Origin of the sequence: Microscilla marina ATCC 23134 (genome assembly GCF_000169175.1) — a bacterium.
GTDB classification, from domain to species: Bacteria; Bacteroidota; Bacteroidia; order Cytophagales; family Microscillaceae; genus Microscilla; species Microscilla marina.
Window position 1 is genome coordinate 16,828 of the sequence record NZ_AAWS01000051.1, and the last position, 23,785, is coordinate 40,612.

14 protein-coding genes are annotated in these 23,785 nt (G+C 43.4%); 8 read left to right on the forward strand and 6 right to left on the reverse strand.

What is annotated here, in order from left to right; genetic code table 11:
• The first annotated feature begins 251 nt into the window (after positions 1–251).
• Entirely contained in the window at positions 252–1,664 is a 1,413-nt protein-coding gene (locus M23134_RS30330; protein WP_002703060.1) for a PP2C family protein-serine/threonine phosphatase, read from the forward strand.
• Positions 1,665–2,230: 566 nt separating this feature from the next.
• On the opposite strand, the gene M23134_RS30335 is transcribed toward M23134_RS30330, so the two are convergent.
• The 3 genes from M23134_RS30335 to M23134_RS30345 form a co-directional block, all read right to left on the reverse strand.
• Positions 2,231–3,091 carry a M57 family metalloprotease gene (locus M23134_RS30335; protein WP_002703062.1) on the reverse strand — a complete coding sequence of 287 codons (861 nt, stop codon included), beginning with the start codon at positions 3,089–3,091 and terminating at the stop codon, positions 2,231–2,233.
• Between the two features lie 471 nt (positions 3,092–3,562).
• Complete coding sequence (locus M23134_RS30340; protein WP_157558723.1) at positions 3,563–3,994, reverse strand: hypothetical protein; 432 nt, start codon at positions 3,992–3,994, stop codon at positions 3,563–3,565.
• A 154-nt stretch (positions 3,995–4,148) separates the two neighbouring features.
• The gene (locus tag M23134_RS30345; RefSeq protein WP_002703068.1) at positions 4,149–5,426 is read right to left on the reverse strand and encodes an acetyl-CoA hydrolase/transferase family protein; all 1,278 of its coding nucleotides are present in this window, start codon (positions 5,424–5,426) and stop codon (positions 4,149–4,151) included.
• A gap of 946 nt (positions 5,427–6,372) precedes the next feature.
• Here M23134_RS30345 and M23134_RS30350 point away from each other — a divergent pair.
• Positions 6,373–8,565 carry a tetratricopeptide repeat protein gene (locus M23134_RS30350; RefSeq protein ID WP_002703070.1) on the forward strand — a complete coding sequence of 731 codons (2,193 nt, stop codon included), beginning with the start codon at positions 6,373–6,375 and terminating at the stop codon, positions 8,563–8,565.
• A 285-nt stretch (positions 8,566–8,850) separates the two neighbouring features.
• Here M23134_RS30350 and M23134_RS30355 read toward each other — a convergent pair whose 3' ends face one another.
• The 3 genes from M23134_RS30355 to tnpB all read right to left on the reverse strand — a co-directional run bounded on the left by M23134_RS30355 (position 8,851) and on the right by tnpB (position 11,367).
• On the reverse strand, positions 8,851–10,206 hold the full coding sequence (locus M23134_RS30355; RefSeq protein ID WP_002703072.1) for a cytochrome P450: 1,356 nt from the start codon (positions 10,204–10,206) through the stop codon (positions 8,851–8,853).
• Between the two features lie 376 nt (positions 10,207–10,582).
• A complete protein-coding gene (locus M23134_RS30360) occupies positions 10,583–11,014 on the reverse strand; it encodes an IS66 family transposase (RefSeq protein WP_002703075.1) in 432 nt (143 codons plus the stop codon).
• Positions 11,015–11,049: 35 nt separating this feature from the next.
• A complete protein-coding gene (gene tnpB / locus M23134_RS30365) occupies positions 11,050–11,367 on the reverse strand; it encodes an IS66 family insertion sequence element accessory protein TnpB (protein WP_002703077.1) in 318 nt (105 codons plus the stop codon).
• A gap of 640 nt (positions 11,368–12,007) precedes the next feature.
• On the opposite strand from tnpB, the gene M23134_RS30370 reads away from it, so the two are divergent.
• The 6 genes from M23134_RS30370 (at position 12,008) to M23134_RS30400 (ending at position 23,711) form a co-directional block, all read left to right on the forward strand.
• Positions 12,008–15,316 carry a helicase-related protein gene (locus M23134_RS30370; RefSeq protein WP_002703079.1) on the forward strand — a complete coding sequence of 1,103 codons (3,309 nt, stop codon included), beginning with the start codon at positions 12,008–12,010 and terminating at the stop codon, positions 15,314–15,316.
• Between the two features lie 306 nt (positions 15,317–15,622).
• Entirely contained in the window at positions 15,623–19,090 is a 3,468-nt protein-coding gene (locus M23134_RS30375; RefSeq protein ID WP_045114654.1) for an Eco57I restriction-modification methylase domain-containing protein, read from the forward strand.
• 139 nt (positions 19,091–19,229) lie between these two features.
• Positions 19,230–19,724 (forward strand): hypothetical protein, encoded by a 495-nt coding sequence (locus tag M23134_RS30380; protein WP_002703084.1) that lies wholly within the window; start codon positions 19,230–19,232, stop codon positions 19,722–19,724.
• Between the two features lie 306 nt (positions 19,725–20,030).
• Positions 20,031–20,429, forward strand: a complete 399-nt coding sequence (locus M23134_RS30385; protein ID WP_002703086.1) for a hypothetical protein — start codon at positions 20,031–20,033, stop codon at positions 20,427–20,429.
• A 101-nt stretch (positions 20,430–20,530) separates the two neighbouring features.
• Positions 20,531–21,136, forward strand: a complete 606-nt coding sequence (locus M23134_RS30390; RefSeq protein WP_002703095.1) for a hypothetical protein — start codon at positions 20,531–20,533, stop codon at positions 21,134–21,136.
• A gap of 850 nt (positions 21,137–21,986) precedes the next feature.
• Positions 21,987–23,711 (forward strand): reverse transcriptase domain-containing protein, encoded by a 1,725-nt coding sequence (locus M23134_RS30400; RefSeq protein ID WP_002703099.1) that lies wholly within the window; start codon positions 21,987–21,989, stop codon positions 23,709–23,711.
• Positions 23,712–23,785 lie beyond the last annotated feature (74 nt).

The following is a 23,785-nucleotide window of genomic DNA, read 5'->3' on the forward strand; positions in this document are numbered from 1 at the left end:
AATCCAGGCAAGGCTTTATGCGTTTTATTTGCTTGGTTGTCAGTGTGGTATCTGTCAATGTGCTGACTTATTTTCATAAAGCTTTGTATTTTATCAATTTTAACTATATTATCAAAATCGGCTAAGTTATTGTATTTTATACAGATAACAATTGCTCCTTCATTTGCCGAAAGGCATTTTACCACCACGCAAGCGCCTTGCCGCTATCAAAATGTACAAATCAGGCAGATTACTTTAAGCAAAACATATTTATGAAACCAATTACTGAAGACCACCTGCATGAAGAGTGGCTTCACGAAAAACAAAGACTTAGGCAGCGGCTAAGCCTTTGGACTATAGCATTGACCATCATGCTTTATCCGGGTACTTTGGCAGACTATTCTATGGTGGCTTCCGCCGAAAAATCCTTCTTTGTTTGGGTGCGTTTGATCCCCTCTATGGTGGGAGCCCTGGGGCTGATTACTTTTTATACCCTACGAGTGCCGGTGCAATGGGTGATGTATGTAACCCTGGTAACAGTGCTTACCTCGTCGGCTTACCGCCCCATTCCGGGCGACATGGCTAATTTTGTATTTACCAATGGGGCTTGTCTTATTCTGATGAGCGCCATTCCGTTGATTGCCTTTTGGCAAAGTGTGTTGTTTTGGCTGTACCTGGTGGGGCTCAATGCGACAGTATATATGGTAGTGTATGCAGACAAAGTGCCTTTGCCTCAAAGTGGGCTGGTATTTACTGCTGCTCTTGGGGTCATGTTTGTAGTAGTATCACGGTTTCGTCACGAAATCATCCATCGCAATTTTTTACAGAGCTTTCAACTCAAGAGCCAAAACGATCAGATCAACGATCAGAAAAACCAACTGGAGGCTTTGAACGAAGATTTACAGGAAAAAAACTCGATGTTGACTGAGAGCATTGGCTATGCCAAAAACATACAAACTTTGCTCTTGCCCCGACCACAAGACATTTTGCGGGTGTTCCCCCAATCGTTTGTGTTTTTTAAACCCCGCAATCAGGTAAGTGGCGATTTTTATTGGTTAACTGAAATACACCCCCACCAACCCGAAAAACACGGAGCCATTGTGGTGGCAATGGATTGTACCGGGCATGGGGTGCCCGGCGCGCTCATTAGTATGATAGGCGAGTCGCTGCTAAAGCAAGTAGTAAACAAAGAAAAAATACACGCCCCTCACGAAATACTCAATAGTTTGCATAGAGAAATAAGGCACACCCTGCGACAAAAAGAAAGTCTCAACCGTGACGGCATGGACATGGGGGTAGTGCACATCAATTTTGCCCAAAAAACGTTGCAATATGCAGGGGCTTGTAATACTATGATTTATTTTCAAGACAAGCAACTGCATCAACTCAAGGGCGATTCTTACTCGGTAGGCGGAGAGCAGCGCGAGTTTAACCGTTGTTTTACCAACCATGTAGTACCATTGGATAAACCCACTACTTTTTACTTGTTCTCAGACGGTTATCAAGATCAGTTTGGAGGAAACGAAGGTAAAAAATTTATGCGTAAAAGATTCAGAGAAACCTTGCAACAAATACATACCCTACCTATGCCTACTCAAATACAACACCTAGAGCAAACGCTGACTCAGTGGCAAGGCCACCACGAACAAGTAGATGATATTTTGGTGATGGGGTTTCGTCTTTAGCTTTTGTTTGGCTGTTTGTAGGGAGCTGTTAGCCTTTGCTTGAGCTATGATAGAGTAGAGCCTTTGCTCACTGGTGATTATCATATTTGCGAAAGAGAGAAAAGCTACACGAAGAGCAGAAAGGCTAAAAGCGAACGGCTCTACGAAGCACAAAAAAGCTAAAGGCTAATGGCTAAAGGTTCCACCAAGAACAGAAAAGCTAAAAGCTAACGGCTAAAGCTACACCAAGAACAGAAAGGCTAAAAGCTAATGGCTAAAGCTACTCGAAGAATAAAAAGGCTAAAAGCTAACGGCTAAAGCTACACGAAGAACAGAAAAGCTAAAGGCTAATGGCTAAAGGTTCCACCAAGAACAGAAAAGCTAAAGGCTCCACGAAGAACAAAAAACATAAAAAAAACCCTGATACAAAACTGCTCAGGGTTTTACTTTTAATTATCACAACATAATTAATCTATATCAATTACTTAAATTGCGATAAGCAGTGGTAAATAATGAGCGACAAAAAAGTATAACTAGTTTTAATTACACTTGCAGTTGCTTGCTCATTGTTTACAACCTTATAGTTCTTAGTAAAGGTAGTTCAATGCAGTACGGTCGCCAGCAGAGAAAGCACCAGGAGTACCTAAACCACCGCAAGACAACATAATAGATTGATTGTCAAAGCTAGGTGCAACCGGAGTACCTGGAATATGGATAGCACCTACTCCAGCAGTACCTTCGTTTCCACCGCTTCCACAGCTAATAGAGCGGTTGAACCAGTCAGTGTGACGGAAACCAATGCAGTGACCTAGTTCGTGCATAGTGATGTGACGAGCCAATTGGATTCCTCCATTGTTTACGCCTGAGTTCATACGCACCCACTTGTAAGGGTTGCCATTGGTTGGGAAACCAGCACTTGCTCCAATAGAACCGTTAGATACCTGATATACTACTATGTCGTATACCTGAAAGTTGCTACCAAAAGCTAAAGTAAAGCGTAAGCTAAGGTTTTCAGCATTGTAACGCTGGATAGACTGGCGCAAAGCCTCTCTCAAAGTACTACCCAATCCGTTTGAATTGTTGGCAGTGTAACCAAGTACACGAATAGTGCGAGGAGCGTTTACCAGATTGCTAGTACGGTATTGTTCACCATTAGCACCCTCGGTTGTTGGGCTCGCAAGCATTTCTTTGAACTGATCCTCAGATACAAATACGTCTTTTTCAAGACTATATCCTTTTTGAGTTTTTCCTGTCAAAGGGTTCGTTTGGGTCGTATATACACCATTTCTGGCGTCAATCCCAAGGTCTTTAAATTGGTTAATTACCTCTTGACTAATACCGTTGTTATTTGCAGGGGCATTAGGAGTAGCCTCTTGTTGCTTACAAGAGAAAGTGAAGGCAGCAAGCATCATCATGAAGCTCACGCTTAGCAGGGTAATTCTTTTCATAATTTTTAAGATTTTAAAATAAGTGTAATATAACTTTGTTGTTGAGCGAAATACTCATTGGCAATATTAGTGTTTTGCAGAATATTTTACCTAAATATGGAGGTATACAAAAAGTAAGCAAAACATTTTGTGTTGTTAGTTGTAGTGTGCAAGAAGTAAACAGAAGGCAAAATGCAAGTATTTAGTCTGCTAAATAATGGGTGAACAGTAAAAAAACGAAAAGAGTATAAGATTTTGATTTTTAGATGGTTAAGTGTTTTTTACTCGGTATATATGGGTAAACAAAGTTGTGGTGATGAAGTTAACAGCGTAAAAACAGAAACAAGGATAGGTTTATAATAATGAAAACATTTGTAGAAGGTGTTTTTTTGTTTTTTGTTTCAAAATACAAAGTAGACTCCCCAAACCAAGCAAAAAACAGGTGAGATTTTAGCCAGTATTTTGACGAATGATCATATATCGCGAGAAATTTTAATCCTGCTTCAGCAACCAGTTTTGGGCTTCTTTGGGGTTGGTAAAATAGTACGTCACCTGGTTAAAATCTTGGTGGGTGTTAACGGTGTGTTCTATAGAAAGCTGACTTACAAAGTCTTCGCTTACTACCATAGCCACTTTTACTTTATCAGGGTTGGGCAAATGATTCAATACGGGTATAGCAATATGCTGGGCATGCCATTGCTGCAGCTCTTTTGAAATGACAAAGTGGTTGGCTCGATTGTCTAAATAAAAGTATTGTATATTATATTTATTCTCAATTAATTTTTGAACCCAGGCATAATGTAGTCGTTTGTAATCTGCCTCAGTCATTTGTTGGCTGCTGGCATACCAAAACTGCTCAAATAGCTTGAATTCTTCTGTAAAGTATATAGAAAAATAGTCACTTTCGACAATGGGGATTGGCATAGTTTGAATTGTTAGAAGGTTTTCGGCTAATGGGTAAACGTTTATTGCTTTGCTAAAGGTTTTATGGTTGGACAAAGCCACATTGTGCCTGACCAACCATAAAACCATTTAACCCTGGGGGTTTAATCAATAGAACAATTTAGCCATAAAAAAACTAAACCCCTAATTTCAATATATCTCTGGCTTCGCGTGCCAAAGTTTCGCGGTGGTCGGGGTGGGCAATCTCTATCAGCCGCTTGGCACGGGTACGCAGATTTTGCCCATACAACTCTGCTATCCCATATTCTGTTACTACCCATTGCACGTGAGCACGGGTAGTAACTACTCCAGCGCCTGGCCTTAAGGTAGTACTAATACGACTCAAGCCCTTAGAGGTAACCGAAGGCAATGCAATGATAGGTTTACCACCTTTAGACAAAGATGCCCCCCGCATAAAGTCCATTTGACCACCCACTCCAGAGTAAATTTTGGTTCCGATAGAGTCGGCGCATACCTGCCCGGTAAGGTCTACCTCTATAGCACTGTTAATGGCTATTACATTGGGGTTTTGTCTGATAACCGTTGTATCATTTACATAGTCGCAGGCAAGCAGGCGTACCAGTGGGTTATCGTCTATAAAGTCGTACAACTTTTGGCTCCCCATTACAAAACTACTTACGATTCTGCCCCGGTGTTTTATTTTGTATTTATTCGTAATGACTCCTTTGTCAATCAAAGGGAGCAACCCATCCGAAAACATTTCGGTATGTACCCCCAGGTCTTTGTGGTTGGTCATAGCCGCAAGTGCCGCATCGGGTATGGCGCCTATGCCCATTTGCAGTGTAGAGCGGTCTTCTACCAAAGTGGCCACGTATTGTCCTATTCTAGTCTCAATGGCATTGGGAGTGCGGGGAGGATGAGCAGGCAAGGGGTGGTTGGTTTCTATAATTTTGTCAAAATCGCTTACGTGCAAAAAACCATCGCCGTGTACTCGTGGCATTTGTGGGTTAATCTCTACAATCACTGTTTTGGCAGCTTTGGCGGCAGCCATTGAAGCATCTACTGAGGTACCCAGCGAACAATAACCGTGAACATCGGGTGGTGAAACCTGCAGCAAAGCAACATCTAAAGGGATAATGCGTGACTCGAACAAATAAGGAATTTCACTTAAGAAAACCGGTACATAATCGGCGCGTCCTTCTTGCACCGCATGCCGGGTATTGGCACCTGTAAATAAGTTATTAACCCTGAAACTTTTGGTGTACTCCGAGCGGGCATAAGGAGCATCACCCTCTACATGCAAATGGTGTAAAGTTACATTTTCAAGTTCATCGGCACGCTCTACCAAGGCCTTTATCAAGGTAAAAGGTGTAGCAGCAATGCTGTGTACAAATACGTTTTGAGACGATTGAATACCAGCAACGGCGTCGGCTGGTGATACAGTGTTATACATAATATATATAGTAGTTATTTTAAAGTTTTGAGGCTACAAAATTGTGCAGGATGAGGACTTATGCAAATGACCAGAGGCATTATTTTCGTTAATTTAATATCAACCTTCATTACTAGGATAAATGCAAGTTGATAGATACTTGTGCTAACAAAAAGTTAATGATTTATTAAACAGTGCCTGGCGTAGTGCTTGTTTTTCGGTAGAGGCATAAAAAAAATATATACTCCCCGTGAGTTTAAAAACTTTCAGAGGAGTTTAATTACCTAACTGACCTTTCGCAGTACGTATTTTTGTTTTTAAGCAAAAAAATACAGTTTAGGACTAGGGTTGCGTCAGCTGGATTCAGCCTTAGTTTGTTGCCGTTAAGTTGAAAATCCCGAACTTGTATTCGGGGAATCTGTGAAACGAAGCCGTAAAACCGAGGCTGCAGCTTTGCTGCGCCGAGCTCTGCGTAAGCTAAACAGATCACTGTTTGAGCCGCAGGCGAGTTTGAGCTGTTTAGCCGAAAAGGCAGAGCCCCGAATCAAGTTCGGGATTTTAAAACTTGGGCTTCGCCCTGCGGTTCGGCGTAGTGCAACAGATTTAGGCGAAACAAACTACAGCTGCGGTGCTTGAACTCCGAACTTGATTCGGAGGGTTTTTGATTACTTTTTTACCTGTAGAAAAAAGTAATGGCTCACAGATACTCGAATCATTGCTTTTTATTAGCATATTTTGCTGAGTGGTATTTTTTCACAGAAAACAAATTTTTGACCTGCGAAAGGTCAGTTACCTAATGTTTTGATGTATATTGGTTAAAGGTTTGTTGTCCATTTTAGTTCCCTTAATTTTTTGGGCAATACCTGTCATTGGACATATTTTTGAAACCAGTGTTTAATTGCTAAACTACACTCTTTGTTTGGAGTGAATATACTTAAAATCAGATGTATACCTTATTAAGTCAACAATGAAAATCTCAGGGTTTTGTCTTTTATTATTTTTATTAGTTGCTGGGCAGACCTGGGGGCAAAGCCAGCGCCTGATCGATTCGCTTTTACAGGTGTTGCCTTCCAACATTGGCGATCGACAAAAGGTAGATGTTTATAACATGGTTGCTCGCGAATACCGCTATTCTGATTCGGCAAAAGTAGCCCTTTATACCACCAAGGCTAAACAATTGGCAAAAAAGATTAACTACCCGGAAGGTGTTACCAATGCTCAATACTACCTGGCTTGGGTCATTATGCGCAAAGGACATTATGCCAAAGCGTTAGAGCTGCAGCGACAAGCATTGGCCACTGCCCAAAAGAGTAATTATGCCGAAGGCGAAGCCAATGCTTACAATGGTTTGGGGGCTACCTATTGGCGACAAGGCAATTATGCCAAAACCCTGGAAGCTTATCAAAGTTCGTTGAAAATAAGAGAAAAAATAGGCGATAAACGTGGAATGGCGGGGAGCTATAACAACATTAGCCTGGTTTATCGGATGGAGGGCAAGTATACACAATCGCTTGAGTTTGCCCAAAAGTCATTAGACATCTCCAAATCTATAGACAACCAAACTGCTGTAGCGTATATTTATAACAATATGGGCATTACGTACAAGTTACAGGGCAACTATGCCAAAGCTCAAGAGTGTTATCAGCTTGCCTTGGCTATAAGAATTAAAATGAAAGACCAAAGCGGCATTGCCGAGAGTTATTTCGACTTGGGCAAGTTTGCTCTGACGCGCAAACAATACAACAAGGCCCAAAAATACCTTAATCAGGCGTTGGTTATCCAGCACAAAATTGGGGCACAAAGTGCCTTGGCAGATACGAGAGTGATACTCGGAAAGGCTTTTTACGGCCAAAACAAATACAACCAAGCCCAACAATACCTCAACGATGGGGTGCAACTGGCGCGTAACCTGGGCAACCCACGCATAGAACGAGACGGCGTAGAGTACCTGGCGAAGGTGTTTAAGGCACAGGGCAAGCATGCTCAGGCGTATCAAAACCTGGAACTGTATACCCAACTTGCTGACAGCCTTTTTAACGAAGAAAAAATACGCAAGCTTACCCAACTTGCCAGTCGCTACGTGGCCGAAAAACGGGAAGATTCGCTGCGTGCCCAACAAGCACAAATGGCGGCAGACCTTAAAAACCGTAAACTAGAGCAACGAAGTACTTATATAGGCTTGGGGCTTACTATAGCCCTGATACTGGTCTTGTTGTTTTTTTATGTAGAGAAGCAACGCAACAATCGCAAGCTCAACCAGACCAACCACCACCTGACTCACTCTAACGAAGAGCTGCAAACTGCCAACGAAACCATCAAAGTAGCACACGAAGAGATCAAGGCAATGAACGACTCGCTGGAAAACACTTTGCACACGGTAGAAAAACAACACGAAGACATCACGGCAAGTATTACCTATGCTCAGCGCATTCAGCAAGCAATGTTGCACATAGAAGAAGACATCATGCATGCTATTCCTAAGCATTTTATACTTTTTCGCCCCCGTGATATTGTATCGGGCGATTTTTATTGGGTAGAACAAGCCAGGGGCAAGGTGTTTATGGTAGTGGCTGACTGTACCGGGCACGGGGTACCAGGGGCGTTTATGACTATGATTGGTTCACTTGCTTTGACCGACATTATTGTACAACAGCAGTTTGACAACCCCTCTGATATATTGTACCGACTAGATGCTGTTTTCAGGCATATTCTCAAGACTAATAATACGTTGGTGAGGGATGGAATGGATGTAGCATTGGTGGTGCTGGATACTCAACAGCAAGTGTTGCAATATGCCGGGGCAAAAACGCCCTTGTTATTGGTACAAAACGGCAATATTCGAGAGGTAAAAGGGGCTATATACAGCATCAATGGCTACCGTAAAAAAGGAACTAAGCCTACCTTCGACACCCATACTATAGATGTAAGTACACCCACCACATTTTATTTGTACTCAGATGGTTATCAAGACCAGTTTGGAGGGAAAAAGAATCGAAAGTTTATGAAAAAACGGTTCAGAGAACTCCTACATCGTATTGCTGAGGAACCATTGCCCACTCAAAAAAAACTATTGGAAACTAAGCTGGATGAATGGATGCAAGCCGCTAACCCACCCTACAGGCAAATAGACGATATTTTGGTGATGGGAGTGAGGGTTTAGCCTTTTGGTTCTTGGGAGAGCCTTTAGCTTTTCTGTTCTTCGTGTATTTTTTCTCGCTTTCGCAAATATGATAATTACCATCAAGCAAAGGCTAAAAGCCCCCTACAAACAGCCAAACAAAGGCTAAAGGCTAACCACTCATCGCAGCTCAAGCAAAGGCTAAAAGCCCCCTACAAACAGTCAAACAAAAGCTAAAGGCTAACCACTCATCGCAGCTCAAACAAAGGCTAAAAGCCCCCTACAAACAGCCAAACAAAAGCTAACGGCTCCATACAAACAAAAAAATTAACCTCTCCTGATTAAAGTCAAATAAATATCCTCCACTGGTCGCATTGTAATGAGGGGTTGCAAGGCTATGTGGTGGCGGGGTTGGTGCTCAAACGTAAAGCGGCGCTTGAGCAAAGCCAACACCGCGTGAATCTCAAGCAAAGCAAACTGGTCGCCAATGCACAGGCGAGGTCCTCCCCCGAAAGGGAAATAAGCAAAACGTGGCAATTCTTTTACCTGTTGGGTTTGCCAGCGTTCCGGCAAAAACTCATGAGGTTGTTCCCACAAGTCTGCATCACGGTGCACCACATACGCTGGAATCATAATGCTGGTACCCGCTGGCACATGGTAGCCATCTATTTCATCGTCTGCCACCGCTTTTCTGCCCACTGTCCAAGCAGGCGGATAGAGGCGTAACATTTCATTGATCACCTGACTACTATAGGGCACCTGGCGCATACTCTCGAAAGTAAAGGCAGCACTGCCCAGGTTTTGGGCAAGCTCAGCCTCCACTTTTTGGTCTATATCGGGGTATTGGCTCAACAACCAAAACAAATAACCCAAAGCAGCCGAAGAACTTTCGTGCCCTGCCATAAACAGCGTCATTACCTCATCGCGCAGTTGTTGATTGCTCATTTTTTCGCCTGTATCCTCATCTTCGCTATGCATCAGCATCGACAACAAATCGTTGTAATCTTGAGTATCTTGCCGTCTTTGAGCAATAATGCCATCAATAATACCAAACAACTCCCGAATGGCTTTTTGTTCTTTGCGGTTGGCAGCTGTCGGTATCCAACGAGGCGGCAAAAACGGATTGCGTAAACGCATCATCATACGGTACAATGCATAGTTGAGGTGGTCGCCTATCTTGTAAATAGCCTCGCCTACTTCAGACTGAAACAGTGCCTTAGACACGATCTTGAGTGCCAGCAAATTCATTTCTTTAGTAAGGTTGATGCGGTCGCCCGATTGGTACTTTTGCTCCCATTCATCCAAAAACTCTTCAATCAATCCCGTCATTACCTCTGTAAGCCCGGCAAGCTTGGTTTTATGAAAAGCAGGTTGTGCCATGCGGCGTTGTTTGCGCCAAAAGTCTCCCTCGTTGGTAACCAAGCCATTGCCCAACAAAACTTTCATATACTCGAAGGCTTTGCCCTTGTGGTAATTCTTATTGTTGTCTTGCAACACATACTTGATGTATTCGGGTTTGGTGGCTACATAGTGGGGCTGGTTTACCCGGTAAAAACTGTAAAACGAGCCAAATTCCTTTTGCCATTTAAGCAAACTACCCAAAGAGTCATGTTTGAGCTCCATGGTGTTGCCAAACAACCAGTGCGTTTTTTGGGTACTGGGGGGAAGTTTCTTTTCGTGCATATTTTTTTTCTGTTCTTTGTGGAGCCTTTAGCCATTAGCTTTTAGCCTTTCTGTTCTTTGGTATCCATCCCAGCAACCCCATGTTGAAAAAGCTTCATTTAGTAATGCTTGAAAAATAAGGTATCCATTTGGAGATAGAGATTTACCACTGAGGCGAGGCATTTAGCCTCTGGTGTAGCTATCGATTTTTACGTTCAAGGCAACATCCAGTAGATGTTGAGCCAGACTGTGTGACAGTTTTACAAGCAATAACCGATGGCTACAGCTTTGCTTTGCTCTGCCAAAGGCTAAAAATAACGAAGTATCAGTAGTAAAGATCATTTCCTACATCGAAAGATTATTTTTTGTCCATTACTTAGTTGTTTGGGAATAATTTTTAAGCCTTAAAATTCTGTCGGTATAATGTATGTAGCTCCTGAATGGAGATGTCCATTTTGTCTTTGTCCAACACCCGAATGGGAGATTCATCGGCTTGAAGATAACCCTCGTTTTGGATTTGCATTTTAAGGTGGTCATAGAGAATTTCCAAACAATCCAGGCTGTGTTGTACCCACCCCCCAATGGTAGAGGGGTTGATGCGAACACCTTCCTGAGCAAACTGCTTTAAAATGCGATCCAGAGGTAGGTGATAGTAATATTTACTCACCAAAATAGAAGCCAACACACTTATATCAGGAATACCAGCCTTAAGATAAGCTTCGTTGGCAGTTTTTTCAGCAAGTCGTAGCTCAGCATCTTTAGCCTCAAGAGAAGCCTGCAATTGGGCAATCAATTCGTTTGGGGAGAGGTCATCAGTGCTGTTTTCCATAGGGCAAATATAGCACTGATGGCTGAACAAAACACTTAGGAGGCTTGTAAATTGTAACGAGGCTTTTGGATTTGCTTTTTTACTACAATGCCTTCTGCCATTAACACCCACTCCGACCATTGGAGAATGCTCTCAGCGTTACGTTGATGAGGCAACTGGAAACAACCTTGCTCGAGGCGCTTATAATACAATACAAAACCACCTGTTTCCCAATGCAATAGCTTCATATGAGTACGCCGACGATTGAGAAATACATAAACACTCCCATTGCAAGGATCGCAGCCTAATTCCTGACGGATCAGCCCACACAAGCTATCAAAACTTTTATGCATATCACAAGCAGGCTGGTACAAATAATATAGATGATCAGAGCTGAGACTAAATACAAAGACCTATCAACTCTTTGACTAAAGGTAAATCCAAACTAGACAGGCGAAGACGCACCCCGTTGGGATATACAATTTCATAGGGTAAAGGCTCAGTGGATGGAACTGGTGCCTCCACCGAAAAAGGAATAAAAGCAGAGGGTTTTCTTAGAGCTTGAAGGTGTTTTGGGGGGACTGGGCTTTTTTAGGAGAGCCTGACCGATTTTCTTTCAACCATTTGCTACTCCTGCGAAATGGATTAAAACTGCTCGCACCCGGAAACTGAGAGTCTATGGGAAGATAAACTTTAAAACCTGAAATAGATAAGCACTGATTCTACAACCATACTTGCAAAACCAACACCAGTTGAACGATTGGCTGGGATTGCTATGTGCTGAACTTAATTTTTAGAGAAATTATGATACAAATAGAGTAAATAATGAGAAAGAATAGGAAGCTTTAGCTCAGACAATCACTTTTTTGTCCCAGTTGAAGCTTACCAAAAGGTTAGATACAATACATGCGGATTTAAGGTGGAAAAAATTATATGAAAACTTCCTGAATATCGAAATTACTCGCTATTATTGTAATAAGCCAAACAATCATCCAATAACAAGTAAAGCAGTGCATGTCGACAAAGATATTTACCAACGAGGGGGAGAATACCCTGCTCAATAAGTTTAAAGGAATAGCTGAAGACCTGAGCGATTATCTAGAGCATTTCGATGCTTTGGTGGGTTATTTGTATGCCTCGGGTTATTTCAAAATACGCCCGTTTTTGGCAGATATTGCGCAAATACGCCTACTGGTAGGCATAGAAACCGACCGCCTGATAAAAAAATACCAGGCAAAGGGGCAAGAGTTTCTGGGTGGAAGCAAGCAAACCAAAGATGAGTTTCTGACCCAGCTTAAAGATGATATTCAGACCTCGAAATACCGCCAAAATGTAGAAGAGGGCATACTACAGCTGGTAGATGACATTATTACCGGAAAGGTGAAAATAAAAGCCCACCCCTCCAAAAAAATCCACTCGAAAGTATACATTTTTCGTTCCCGTAAGTTTAGTCAGCATGCCCCTGGTGCCGTAATTACCGGATCGAGCAACCTAACCAGACCCGGACTGGAAGGCAACCTGGAGTTTAATGTGCTGCTGCACGATTATGCCGAAGTAAAATTTGCCACCGATACGTTCGAAAAGCTTTGGCTCGAAGCGGTAGATATTTTGCCCGCCGATGTAAAGTATGTCAAGCGCGATACTTACCTGAACAGCGACCGTACGCCTTTTGAGATTTATATAAAGTTGCTGATTGAGTACTTTGGCGATTCGGTAAACTATGATGCTACAGTACTGGATGACCTGCCCCAAAAATACGACAAATTAGCATACCAGGCAGATGCCATAAAGGAAGGCTACAAACGACTGAAAGCCCACAATGGTTTTATACTGGCAGATGTGGTGGGGCTGGGCAAAACCGTAATTGCTGCGGCTATTATTAAAAAGTACATTCATTGGAACGGTTTTCAGAGCCGGGTGCTGGTAGTACATCCCCCGGCGGTAAAAGACAACTGGGAGATGACTATAAACGATTTTGGGCTGGGCAATTATGTGCATTTTGTGACCAATGGCAGCCTGCACAAAATTATTGAGTCTGCCCACGAATACGATATGGTGGTGGTAGATGAGTCGCATAAGTTTCGCAGCGATACCTCGCAAATGTACCAGTTGCTACAACTGATTTGCAAAACCCCGCGCAGCAAAAAAGGGGGTGATCGCCAACCCGAAAAAAAGGTGATGCTGCTGTCGGCTACCCCGCTCAACAACCGCCCCGAAGACATTGCCAATCAGATTTATTTGTTTCAGAATACGCGCCAGTCTACTATAGAGGGCGAGCCCAACCTACAGGCTTTTTTCGCGCCCCTGATCAGCGAATACAAAACCCTGCGGCGGGCAGCCACGCTCGACCAGCCAAGGTTGCGGCAGCTTTATGGTACTATTAAAGAACGGGTGCTGCGCCCACTGGTAATAAGGCGTACCCGAAACGATATTATGAAAAACGATATGTACCGCGAGGACATGCAAAAACAGGGGGTGGTTTTTCCTGCCATACCCGACCCTACCCCGGTTATGTATCAGTTTGATGCGGCTACCAGTGCTTTGTTTGAGCAAACGGTGCAACAGCTGACCGACACCCAAAACGGGCTGAAGTATTTTCGGTATCAGGCTATAGCCCACCTGAAAAAGGAGGAGCACAAGGCTCTGTACGACAACGCCGACAAGATATCGGGGCAGCTTGCCCACATCATGAAGACCTTGCTGATAAAGCGGCTGGAGAGCAGTTTTGAGGCTTTTAAGGGTACACTGGGCAGGTTTAGGCAACGCAACCAGTATATGATTGAGATGTTTGCCGGCAACAAGATATATATAGCCCCCGACCTGGACGTGAACCGCTATATAGAAGAAGGACGCGAGGACGAACTGGAGGAACGCATAGCCGAACTAAACGCCAGTTCGCCCAACAATGAGGTGTTTAAACGTAGTGATTTTGACAAGGATTTTTTGCCGGGACTGAAAGCCGACCAGCAAATACTGGATGACTTGTGCCAACGCTGGGGGCAAATAGCGGGCGACCCTAAACTGGATAAGTTTGTGGCGGAGCTAAAGAATGGGCTGCTGGGCGACAAAAACCTGGAAAAGAAACTGGTAATTTTTACCGAATCGGGCGAAACTGCCCAATACCTGGGCAATGCCCTGACCCAACGGGGCTACAACCGCACGCTGGTGGTGACGTCTAAAAACCAACGCCGGGAGTTTGACCGCATAAGGGCAAATTTTGATGCCAAACTAAGCAGTGATGCCCAAAGGAATGCGTTGGATTTTATTGTAACTACCGACGTGCTTGCCGAAGGTATAAACCTGCACCGCGCCAATGCTATAGTAAATTACGATGTGCCCTGGAACAGTACCCGCCTGATGCAACGGATTGGACGGGTAAACCGCCTGGGAACCAAAGCTGCCGAAATTCTGATTTACAATTTTTTTCCGACGAGCGAGGCGGATGATAAAATAAACCTGCAAAATACGGTGCTCAGCAAATTGCAGGGTTTTCATACGGCGTTTGGCGAAGACAGCAAAATATATTCGCCCGGTGAGCAACTGGAAGAAAATGTGCTGGACGAGATAAGCAACGACGAAGCCGGGGAGGACGATAAGCACCTGGAGTATTTATCATTTTTGCGAAAATACAAAGAAGAAAACCCCAAGGACTTTCGTCGGATAAAAAAACTACCTTTGCGCTCGCGTACGGGGCGGGCAATGGCTAAGTTTGCTGCCAATAAGCCAGCTCCAAACAATGGGCAAAAGCTGACTATAGCTTATTTGAAAACTTCGCGGCGAAGCGGGTTTTATATAACGGACGGGCAACAACCCAAAGAGCTTACTTTTAGTGAGGCTTTGCAAATATTTGAAGCCAAAAAGCCCGAAAAACATGTAGCTTTGATAACCGAACACTATGCCCATGTAAAGGCAATGGAAGCGGAGTTTCACCGATTGATGATTGTGCAAAGTTCGCCCCGGCTGACTGAGGACAAAATGTCTGCCCAGGAACGGGGAGCTTTGGCTACCCTGAAAATAGTGCTTAAGCATGCCCCCAAAGACAGTGCGCTGAAAACGCTGGCAAAAACGGCTACAGAGGTGCTAAAGATGGGCATTTTCAGGCGGTACAGCCACGAGCTAAACCGACTGAACCAACGCCGGAAAGACCGCAAACGCAATATGAAACTGGACGAGGTAATGGCAGAAGCCCAAAAGATTATAGACAAGTACCCCATACGACAGATTTATGAGGCACGGCAACAACAGGAGGAGGTGCAAAAGGCTGCCGAACAGCGTGCCCGAAAGGAAATTCCTGAGATTATTATTTCGGAATCGTTTGGATGAGCTTTTTGATGGCGAATTGTGAAATTATGAATGGTGGATTGTATGATGATCAACTAAAAAACTCCCGACTCCGGACTACTGACTAAAAAACTAAAGATGAATGGTAGATTGTATAATGATCAACTAAAAAACTCCGGACTCCGGACTACTGACTAAAAAACTAAAGATGAATGGTGGATTGTATGATGATCAACTAAAAAACTCCCGACTCCGGACTATTGACTAAAAAACTAAAGATGAATGGTGGATTGTATGATGATCAACTAAAAAACTCCCGACTCCGGACTATTGACTAAAAAACTAAAGATGAACAAAGAAGCGCTAAAAGAAATATTACAGGCGGGCTATGACCGCAACACCTGGAAAACTGTTTTATTGGCGTTGTTTGGCAACGACCGGGTGGCTTTTTATGCCCACCCCCAGGCTATAGACCTGCACAACAACGACATAGCCCAAAGCCTGCACCGCTGGGGTGAAATAATGCTCGATGACGACGAAGAAACCCTGCAGCTGTACGAGGTGACTCTGCACAACGACACCAAAATAGAACGCAGCCGCATCAAGGTAAACCAACTGATAGCCCACCACGTACGCACCAGTGCCTCGCCCAATGTGCTGGTAAGCTTTAGCCATAACCCTGAGGTGGCAAACCCCAAATGGCGGTTGTCGTTTGTGGGCAACACCGAGCACTACAACGAAGACGGCGACCTGGTAAGTCAGCAAACCCAGGCAAAACGCTATACTTATGTGTTTGGCACGCAAGACACCCACAAAACGGCTATAGAACGCCTGCTTACCCTTACGGGCGAAATCCCTACGCTGGCGGCGGTGTTCCGGGCGTTTTCGGTAGAGAAGCTCTCCAAAGATTTTTTTAAAGAATACCTGAGCCATTACGAAGCCTTTGTGAATGACCTGACCACCCGCAACAAAAAACAGAAAGTATTTAAGGGCAAGGCAGCTGACAAGGCAATGCGCGACTTTTGCAAAAAACTGCTGGGGCGGGTGGTGTTTTTATATTTTATACAAAAAAAGGGCTGGCTGGGAGTGCCCCACCAGGGCGACCCCGAAGAAGGCTACCGCGAAGGCAGGGGCGACCTTGCCTTTATGCAAACTTACTTTGCTCAGGTGCAGACAAAAGGCGAGGCGGCAAAATTTTATGAAAGCTACCTTACACGGTTGTTTTTCGATACCCTAAGCAGCCCCCGCAGCAACCAGCAACCCCTGACGATGCCCGACGGGAGCCAGTGCTGGCTGCCTTACCTGAACGGGGGTTTGTTTGACGAAGAAAACAAGGACTACCGCCAGCTTAACTTTGACCCGGAGCTGTTTGTGGCATTGTTTGGGTTTTTCGAACGCTACAACTTTACGGTGGCAGAAAACAACCCCGATGAGCAGGAGGTGGCAGTAGACCCCGAAATGCTGGGTAACATATTTGAGAATTTGCTGGAAGACAACAAAGACAAGGGTACTTTTTATACCCCCAAGGCTATAGTAAGCTATATGACCCAGGAGAGCCTGCTGCAATACCTGCAAACCCACCTGAACACGCCCAACAAGGCGGCTCTGGAACAACTGGTACGCCACAAAAGCCAGGGCAATACCAGCGAAACCCAAAAATATTTGCGCAAGCACGCCAAACAAATAAAGGAGTTGCTGGACGTGGTGACGATTTGCGACCCGGCGATTGGTTCGGGTGCCTTCCCGATGGGGATTTTGCACGAAATACTGGAAATAAAAACCACCCTCGACTGGACGCTGGACCGGGCTGCCGAGAAAAAGGCGATTTTGCAACGCAATATTTATGGGGTAGACATAGAGCAGGGAGCTATAGACATAGCCCGGCTGCGGTTTTGGTTGTCTATTATTATAGAAGAAGAAGTGCCCACCCCCCTGCCCAACCTCGACTATAAGATAATGCAGGGCAACTCGCTGCTGCAAAGTTTCGAGGGGGTAGATTTGTCGTTTGATGACAAGATAATTAAAGGGCAAAAAGTGATGGGCTTTAACAATCAGCAAAAGAGTGAGTTGCAGAAACTGACCAAAGATTATTACAGTGCCAGCAATGCGGTAAGCAAGCGCGAACTAAAGACAAAGATTGACGCAAAGATAAAGGGACACATTAAAAGCAAATTTGAGAAAAAACAAAAAAGCCTGAGTACGCTAAAGGCAAAGGCTGTAGCCAAAGTAATGGCAAACAAAGCCGCCAAAACCGATAGCAACGCGGTAAAAAAACGCAAGGCAAAGGCATTGGCAAAAGCCGAAAAAGAGGTAGCAACCCTACAGCAACAGCTTGCCGACACCATAGACAAGCTTAAGCGGCTCCATACTGCCCCCACTACCGCCAACAAACCTTATTTTTTGTGGAAACTGTTTTTTCAGGAGGTGTTTGCCCAGGGTGGGTTCGATATAGTGCTGGGCAACCCGCCTTATATACAGCTGCAAAAAATAAAGGAACAAGCTGCCCAACTGGCCAACGAAAACTACCAAACCTTTTCCAAATCAGCCGATATTTATTGTTTGTTTTACGAAAAAGGTTTTGGGTTGCTAAAGGAGCATGGGGTGTTGAGTTTTATTACTGCCAACAAATGGATGCGGGCAAAATTTGGCAAAGAATTTCGAGTTTGGCTAAAAACTGTAAAGATTGAAAAACTTATCGACTTTGGCGATTTACCAGTATTTACTCAAGTAATCACTTACCCTTGCATTTTTCAGATAAGCAAAAACACTCCGCAAAATATTTTTAAAGGTATAAATGTAGAAACCTTAGATTATGAAAGCTTACATGAATACATTGATGAACATGTATTTGATATAGATGCTTCATTACTAAACGAGCAAGGTTGGGTACTTACAAGTAAAATCACCCAGAATTTGATTGCTAAAATTAAAAGTCAAGGTGTTACTCTAAAAGAATGGGATATGCCTATTTATAGAGGGCTAATTACGGGATTAAATGAAGCATTTGTTATTGATGAAGCGACTAAAAATAGCTTGATTACAAAGGATGCCAAGAGTTCTGAAAGAATTAAACCTTTTTTGGAAGGCAAGCAAATCAAAAGATATAAACAACCAACAAATCCTAAACATTTAATACTTTTCCCTAAAGGGTGGACAAATGAACAAGGAGAATTTAAAAATGAAGAAGATGCCTGGACTTGGCTTAAAGATAATTACTCTTCGTTAAGCACTCATTTAAATACTTTTAGAGAAAAGGCTAAAAAAAGAGGAGATAAAGGTAATTATTGGTGGGAACTAAGAGCTTGTGCATATTATGAAGAGTTTGAGAAACCCAAGCTTATTTATCCTAATATTTGTAAACAACCTGAATTTACCTACGATTTACAAAAGTTTTATACTAACCAAAAATGCTTTATTATAAGCAAGGATGATAAATACTTACTCACGGTTTTAAACAGTCAAGTAATAAACTTCTTATTTAAGAATATTCTTCCCAAACTTCAGGGTGGTTTTTATGAACCAAGTTATGTCTTTCTAAAAGATTTTCCCATCCCACAAATCCCCGAAGCCGAACAAGCCCCCTTTGTGGCAAAAGCCGAACAAATATTGGCTGCCAAAGCCGCCGGGCAAGACACCACCGCCCTCGAAGCCGAAGTAGATTTGATGGTGTATTGTCTGTATGGGTTGGGCTATAGGGAGGTAAAAATTGTAGACCCCAACTTTGCCCTCAGCAAAGATGCCTATCAATATTGCGTGCAGGCTTTCGCCAAAGGGGCGGTAGAGGAGTTGGGTGGAAAACACCTATCAGGTTTGTAAGGCTACACTGAAAAAACCTGACAGGTGTAAGCTGGGGTTTTTCGCAATTATGATAAAAACATCCGCACCCACCATCCTGTGTCACCCTGAGCGCGCCGAAGGGTTTGGGGGGTGCAGCGAGTAAAAAGAGTAATAAACAATGACAAATCACACTTTTGGTATTAACAGCTCCGAAGATAAGTTTCGGGCGGTGCTCGAAGAATACAACGAATATCTTCAGGACGCAGCCAACACAAGGAAAGCCCTCAGCCTTGCTACTAATACCTGGCATATTCTGGATTGGGTATTTAAAGAATTTCCCGGGGTGCATGGGTTTACCGATCCTGACCATCGGAAAGCATTTGGTCAGTTTAGAGAAAGTTTATACCCAAATTGTGAAGCTTTGAAACTTTTGCATGACATAGCCAATGGCAGCAAACACATGACCTTGGACACAGGCAGGGAAAAGTCAGAAATTAGTACTACTGAGGAACATAAGGGAACTTCTGATAACACCTTTGATTACACGTTTGATATTTCCAGGTTAGAGATAAACATGAATGATGGCTCCACCCTGTATTTTGAAGATGAAATAAAGAAGGCAATTACCTTTTTTAAAGGTTATTTTAAGGGTGAATTGGGGGTTACAATATGAGCTTGTTCCGTACACAATAATATTCCGGCAGATTAGCACCGCCGTTGTTTGTGTCTCACAAGCAACCAAACAGCCGAACCAACAAGATGTACATTAGGCTGACCTATTGCTTGTGGGGACACCATAGCCGTCAGGTTAAGAGGAGCATAGTAAAAAAAAATTACTTAAAAATACCGTCATCGCCTCAGCGCGTGTCTTCACGCGCTGATCGAATCGCCAAAAGGGGTAAAAAAACAGTAGCCTGACGGCTATGGTGGGGACACAAGCAATGGCGGAGATTCAATACTGCCCAAATTTCTCCCATTTTTGGGTTTTAACAAAACAAAAGGAGTGGTAGCAGTGGGTACAGCCTCACAGGAACCAATAAAAGCCACTTCAAAAGAGAAAGCAGAACAAGAATACCTGGCTGGCGAAAGGGCTGACCAAATAATGGTTATCCTAAAAAAAGATACACTTATTAACAAACAAGAGCTATACACGCTCAACCTGGGGCAACACAGAAACGAAGGTGCCTACTTAACTAAAAAAGCTACCTCTTACCAGCGAAGGGTAATTTTAATGGGTATTTTGGAAAAAGACCCAATGCCATTTGATACCCTTAGAGCGATTTTTAAAGACATGCTTGTTAAAAGTTCTAATATACGTTTCGATTCTACAAGATACTCAAAATTTGAGCTAGATGATCGGACCTTGCCTTTTAAATAGAATACATTAGTTTATGGTATTCTGGCAGATTTTCTCTCTATAAACTGTTCCAAAAATCGAGGAATGACAATAAAACAAACTGATATAAATAAAAAATAACTATGCAAAATCCAATAACACATCCTAAAACCCATAACAAAGCCCGGTTTAAAATTGGCGACGTGGTGGTGTTGGGTACTTTTATGGTACCCCTCGACGAAATAGGCGCGGGCAAGGCTATAGAAATGGAACAACCAATAGCACTGGTGCCTCCTTTTATGGTGGTGGTAGCTATGCGGCGCAATCAGGCAAAGCCCAAAGACCAGGCTTTTAAAGACGACAAACAGCTTGTATACAAGTGTGCCTGGTTTGATGCCAAAGACGGGGTTTTTAAAGAAGCTAACTTTTACGAACCTTTGCTGCAACTGGTACGGGCACAAAAACAAGCCCTGAAGAAAGACCAGCTAAAGTTTGGGCAGGCAGTGGCTTTGCTTACCCAAAAAGTCGAAGCTCTGAAGCTGTACGGCGAGCAACCCTCCAGGGCTTTTATGCCTCCGGCTATGCTGATAACAGGCTATGAGGTAAACGATAAAGCCATAACCAAAAACCGCAAAGGTGAGGTAGAGGCATTGCTGCCTGCGTATTATGTAAAGTGTAAGTGGTACAATGCTGCCAAGGCTAAATTTATGGAAGATAAGTTTGCTATAGAGGCTATAGAATTGGCGTAGAAATAATAAAAAGCTTAGATTTACGCAAGCAAAGAAAGAAGGAGGGACTACTCAATACATCATCCCCTTTTTTGGGTCCTTTGGGGCTGTACAGCACCCTTGTATGGTGCGTTGGTTGCTGGTATTGAACGTATGAGTTTTCATATTGTTGTATAACTTACGTGAAAGCTTAATGCTAAACCTAACCAGCAAACTCAAAGCAAGAGAGGCAATCACCACAGGACACAGTCTTGACTGGTGATAAGCTTCTTTAAGCATTTGAACAAAGGCGGAAGTCTTCAACTGGGAATACCAGAGATTTAACTTCCTACGAGTAAAATTAAGTACTGCTCAATACTATTTGAGCGCTGGTATGCGATGTATTGTTTATGAGTACAAAGGTCGCCTTCTTTCTTTTTTGCAAAAATGAGAAAACACACAATGTGTTAAAATATAAAAGGAAAGGAAAAAGTATTGCTCAAAGTCATCGTTGCCTTCGATGCAATCGGGCAACCGATTGGTACAGCACCCTTGTTCGGTGCGTTGGTGAGAGGTTAAAAGTTTATAAATACAGGCTAGAGAGATCACTGGTTCTATTACTTATGTGGATGTGTAATGAGTACGTACTCATCACACACCCCAAAGTTCATAAAGGTACTGAATAATGTTCAGTATTTCATCGTAATGGGCTGCTGCAATAAAGTGTAGCAAAAGTAATGGTTTCTTATATCTTTTCATAATAATTGAGTAACACTCCATACTACCCGGGCAAAGCTTCAACGATGGGATGAAACCGGGTTCTGGCAGACGATGCGCAGTACTTACGTATGACCATCCCTTTCCTTTTTTTATTAGCAGAACAACTGGCAGCATGACACCATCCAACAAAAAAAAACGGCATAACCAACAGAAAAAAAACAAAGACTGGCTTAAGCCCAAACCCTATCCTCATTTCTCGCCCAAAATAGGTTTTCAGCAGGGTAACCGGGAAAAAAGACAAAAAGCCAAAGAAGAATTTAAGGCAAAAATTGCCAACCTGTTCAAGTCGGGGAAACACAATTTTTACCCCTTGCTTAAATACACCAAGTACGACAAGCAATACAAAAAATGGCAGGACGATGACGGGTATTATTACCTCAACGCCAGAGGCAAATACATAAGAAAGGCTAAAGCCAAAAAACGCCCCATAGAGTTTGCCACCCACATAGATGCCCAGCTATACGCTTATTTTGCCCAACAGGTGTTTTGCCCCCAATACGAACAAAAACTTAAGCAACGCCCGCTAATGAACAAAGGTGTGATAGGCTACCGAACGATTCCGGTAAAACTAAAAGAAGAAACTGAAGAGGCTAAAGAAACAGGCGTAAACACCAAAGAAAAAGACAAGAAGCCGCCCAACCAAAGCAACATCGAAATGGCGGCCGATTTTTTTGATGAGGTACTTGCCCTTGCCCAAACCCAGGACTGTGTGGTGCTTACCTTCGATATTTCAGATTTTTTTCCATCCATCGACCACCAGCTTTTGTTTGCTGCCTGGGCAAGGCTTTTCGATGTCAGCAAACTATCCGAAAGCCATTACCGCATTTACCGGGCAGTAACCCAATACAGTTATATTTACCGCAACGACCTCCGGCGGCACTTGCACGGCAACCAGCGGGCTATGGACAAACAAATGCGTCATAACATAGAGCAAGGCGTAGAAGCTTACTTCGAGTCGCCCCGCCACATGCGTGCAGCCATACGCCAGGGGCAAATTCGCATTTATAAGAATAAGAAAAAAGGCATACCACATGGGCTTGCCGTAAGCTCGCACCTTGCCAATGCTTATATGTGGGATTTTGATCAAACGATGTCTGCGGCTGTTGCCCGGGCAGGTGGGCATTACCGCCGCTATTCCGACGATATTATTATGGTGTTGCCCGTAGGCACAAAGGAAGAAACAGTTTTGATAGAAGAATGGGACACATTGGCAAAAGCCGAAATTGAAAAACTTAAGCTCAAGTTATCGTCGCGCAAAAGCGAGATTTATAAGATAGCCAAAGCCAATGCTCAAGGCAATATAAAAATAGAAGCTAAGGTAAAGGTAATAAGAAACGGAGAAGCACAAACAGAATGGCGGCAACAAGGCATTACCTACCTGGGGCTGGAGTTGTTTGGGCAAAAAGCCGGGCAAAAGCAAATTTACCTGCGTCCGGCAAGTATTGCCAAGTTTCAGAACAAAATGCGGCGTGCCGTACATCGGGCGGTACGGCGTGCTTATGCCCGGCAAACCAAAGAATGTTTGCCCGAACCCATTATATTTTACAACGGGCTCAAAAAACGTTTTACCCCGGAAGGCATGAAAAAAGGTGCCCGCCAACGCAAAATAAAAAAACTAAAATGCAACAAGCTGCGGGGAGTACATGATTATGAAGTAAGCAAAAAAACAATGCCCGCCCAACAAGGCAGCGCGCTTTCGTATGCCCGCAAAATGGATAAGTATGTGTATGATGCTCAACCCGGAGAAACAGGCAAAGCCGTACGACAGTTTCGTAATGCAAAAAAACTTCTGTTTAGAGAAATAGAAAGAGCTAAAAATAAGTATGGAGGGGAGTAAAACCTTACCCACTGACGGCGTTCATTAAACTGTGTCATTTACTGTTTTAGGAGGCTGGGGTTTTAACCCGCTCT

Excerpts from the sequence above, each read along its gene's own strand:
- M23134_RS30330 (WP_002703060.1), top strand. The coding sequence starts at position 252 with ATGAAACCAATTACTGAAGACCACCTGCATGAAGAGTGGCTTCACGAA.
- M23134_RS30335 (WP_002703062.1), bottom strand. The coding sequence starts at position 3,091 with ATGAAAAGAATTACCCTGCTAAGCGTGAGCTTCATGATGATGCTTGCT.
- M23134_RS30340 (WP_157558723.1), bottom strand. The coding sequence starts at position 3,994 with ATGCCAATCCCCATTGTCGAAAGTGACTATTTTTCTATATACTTTACA.
- M23134_RS30345 (WP_002703068.1), bottom strand. The coding sequence starts at position 5,426 with ATGTATAACACTGTATCACCAGCCGACGCCGTTGCTGGTATTCAATCG.
- M23134_RS30350 (WP_002703070.1), top strand. The coding sequence starts at position 6,373 with ATGAAAATCTCAGGGTTTTGTCTTTTATTATTTTTATTAGTTGCTGGG.
- M23134_RS30355 (WP_002703072.1), bottom strand. The coding sequence starts at position 10,206 with ATGCACGAAAAGAAACTTCCCCCCAGTACCCAAAAAACGCACTGGTTG.
- M23134_RS30360 (WP_002703075.1), bottom strand. The coding sequence starts at position 11,014 with ATGGAAAACAGCACTGATGACCTCTCCCCAAACGAATTGATTGCCCAA.
- M23134_RS30370 (WP_002703079.1), top strand. The coding sequence starts at position 12,008 with ATGTCGACAAAGATATTTACCAACGAGGGGGAGAATACCCTGCTCAAT.
- M23134_RS30375 (WP_045114654.1), top strand. The coding sequence starts at position 15,623 with ATGAACAAAGAAGCGCTAAAAGAAATATTACAGGCGGGCTATGACCGC.
- M23134_RS30380 (WP_002703084.1), top strand. The coding sequence starts at position 19,230 with ATGACAAATCACACTTTTGGTATTAACAGCTCCGAAGATAAGTTTCGG.
- M23134_RS30390 (WP_002703095.1), top strand. The coding sequence starts at position 20,531 with ATGCAAAATCCAATAACACATCCTAAAACCCATAACAAAGCCCGGTTT.
- M23134_RS30400 (WP_002703099.1), top strand. The coding sequence starts at position 21,987 with ATGACACCATCCAACAAAAAAAAACGGCATAACCAACAGAAAAAAAAC.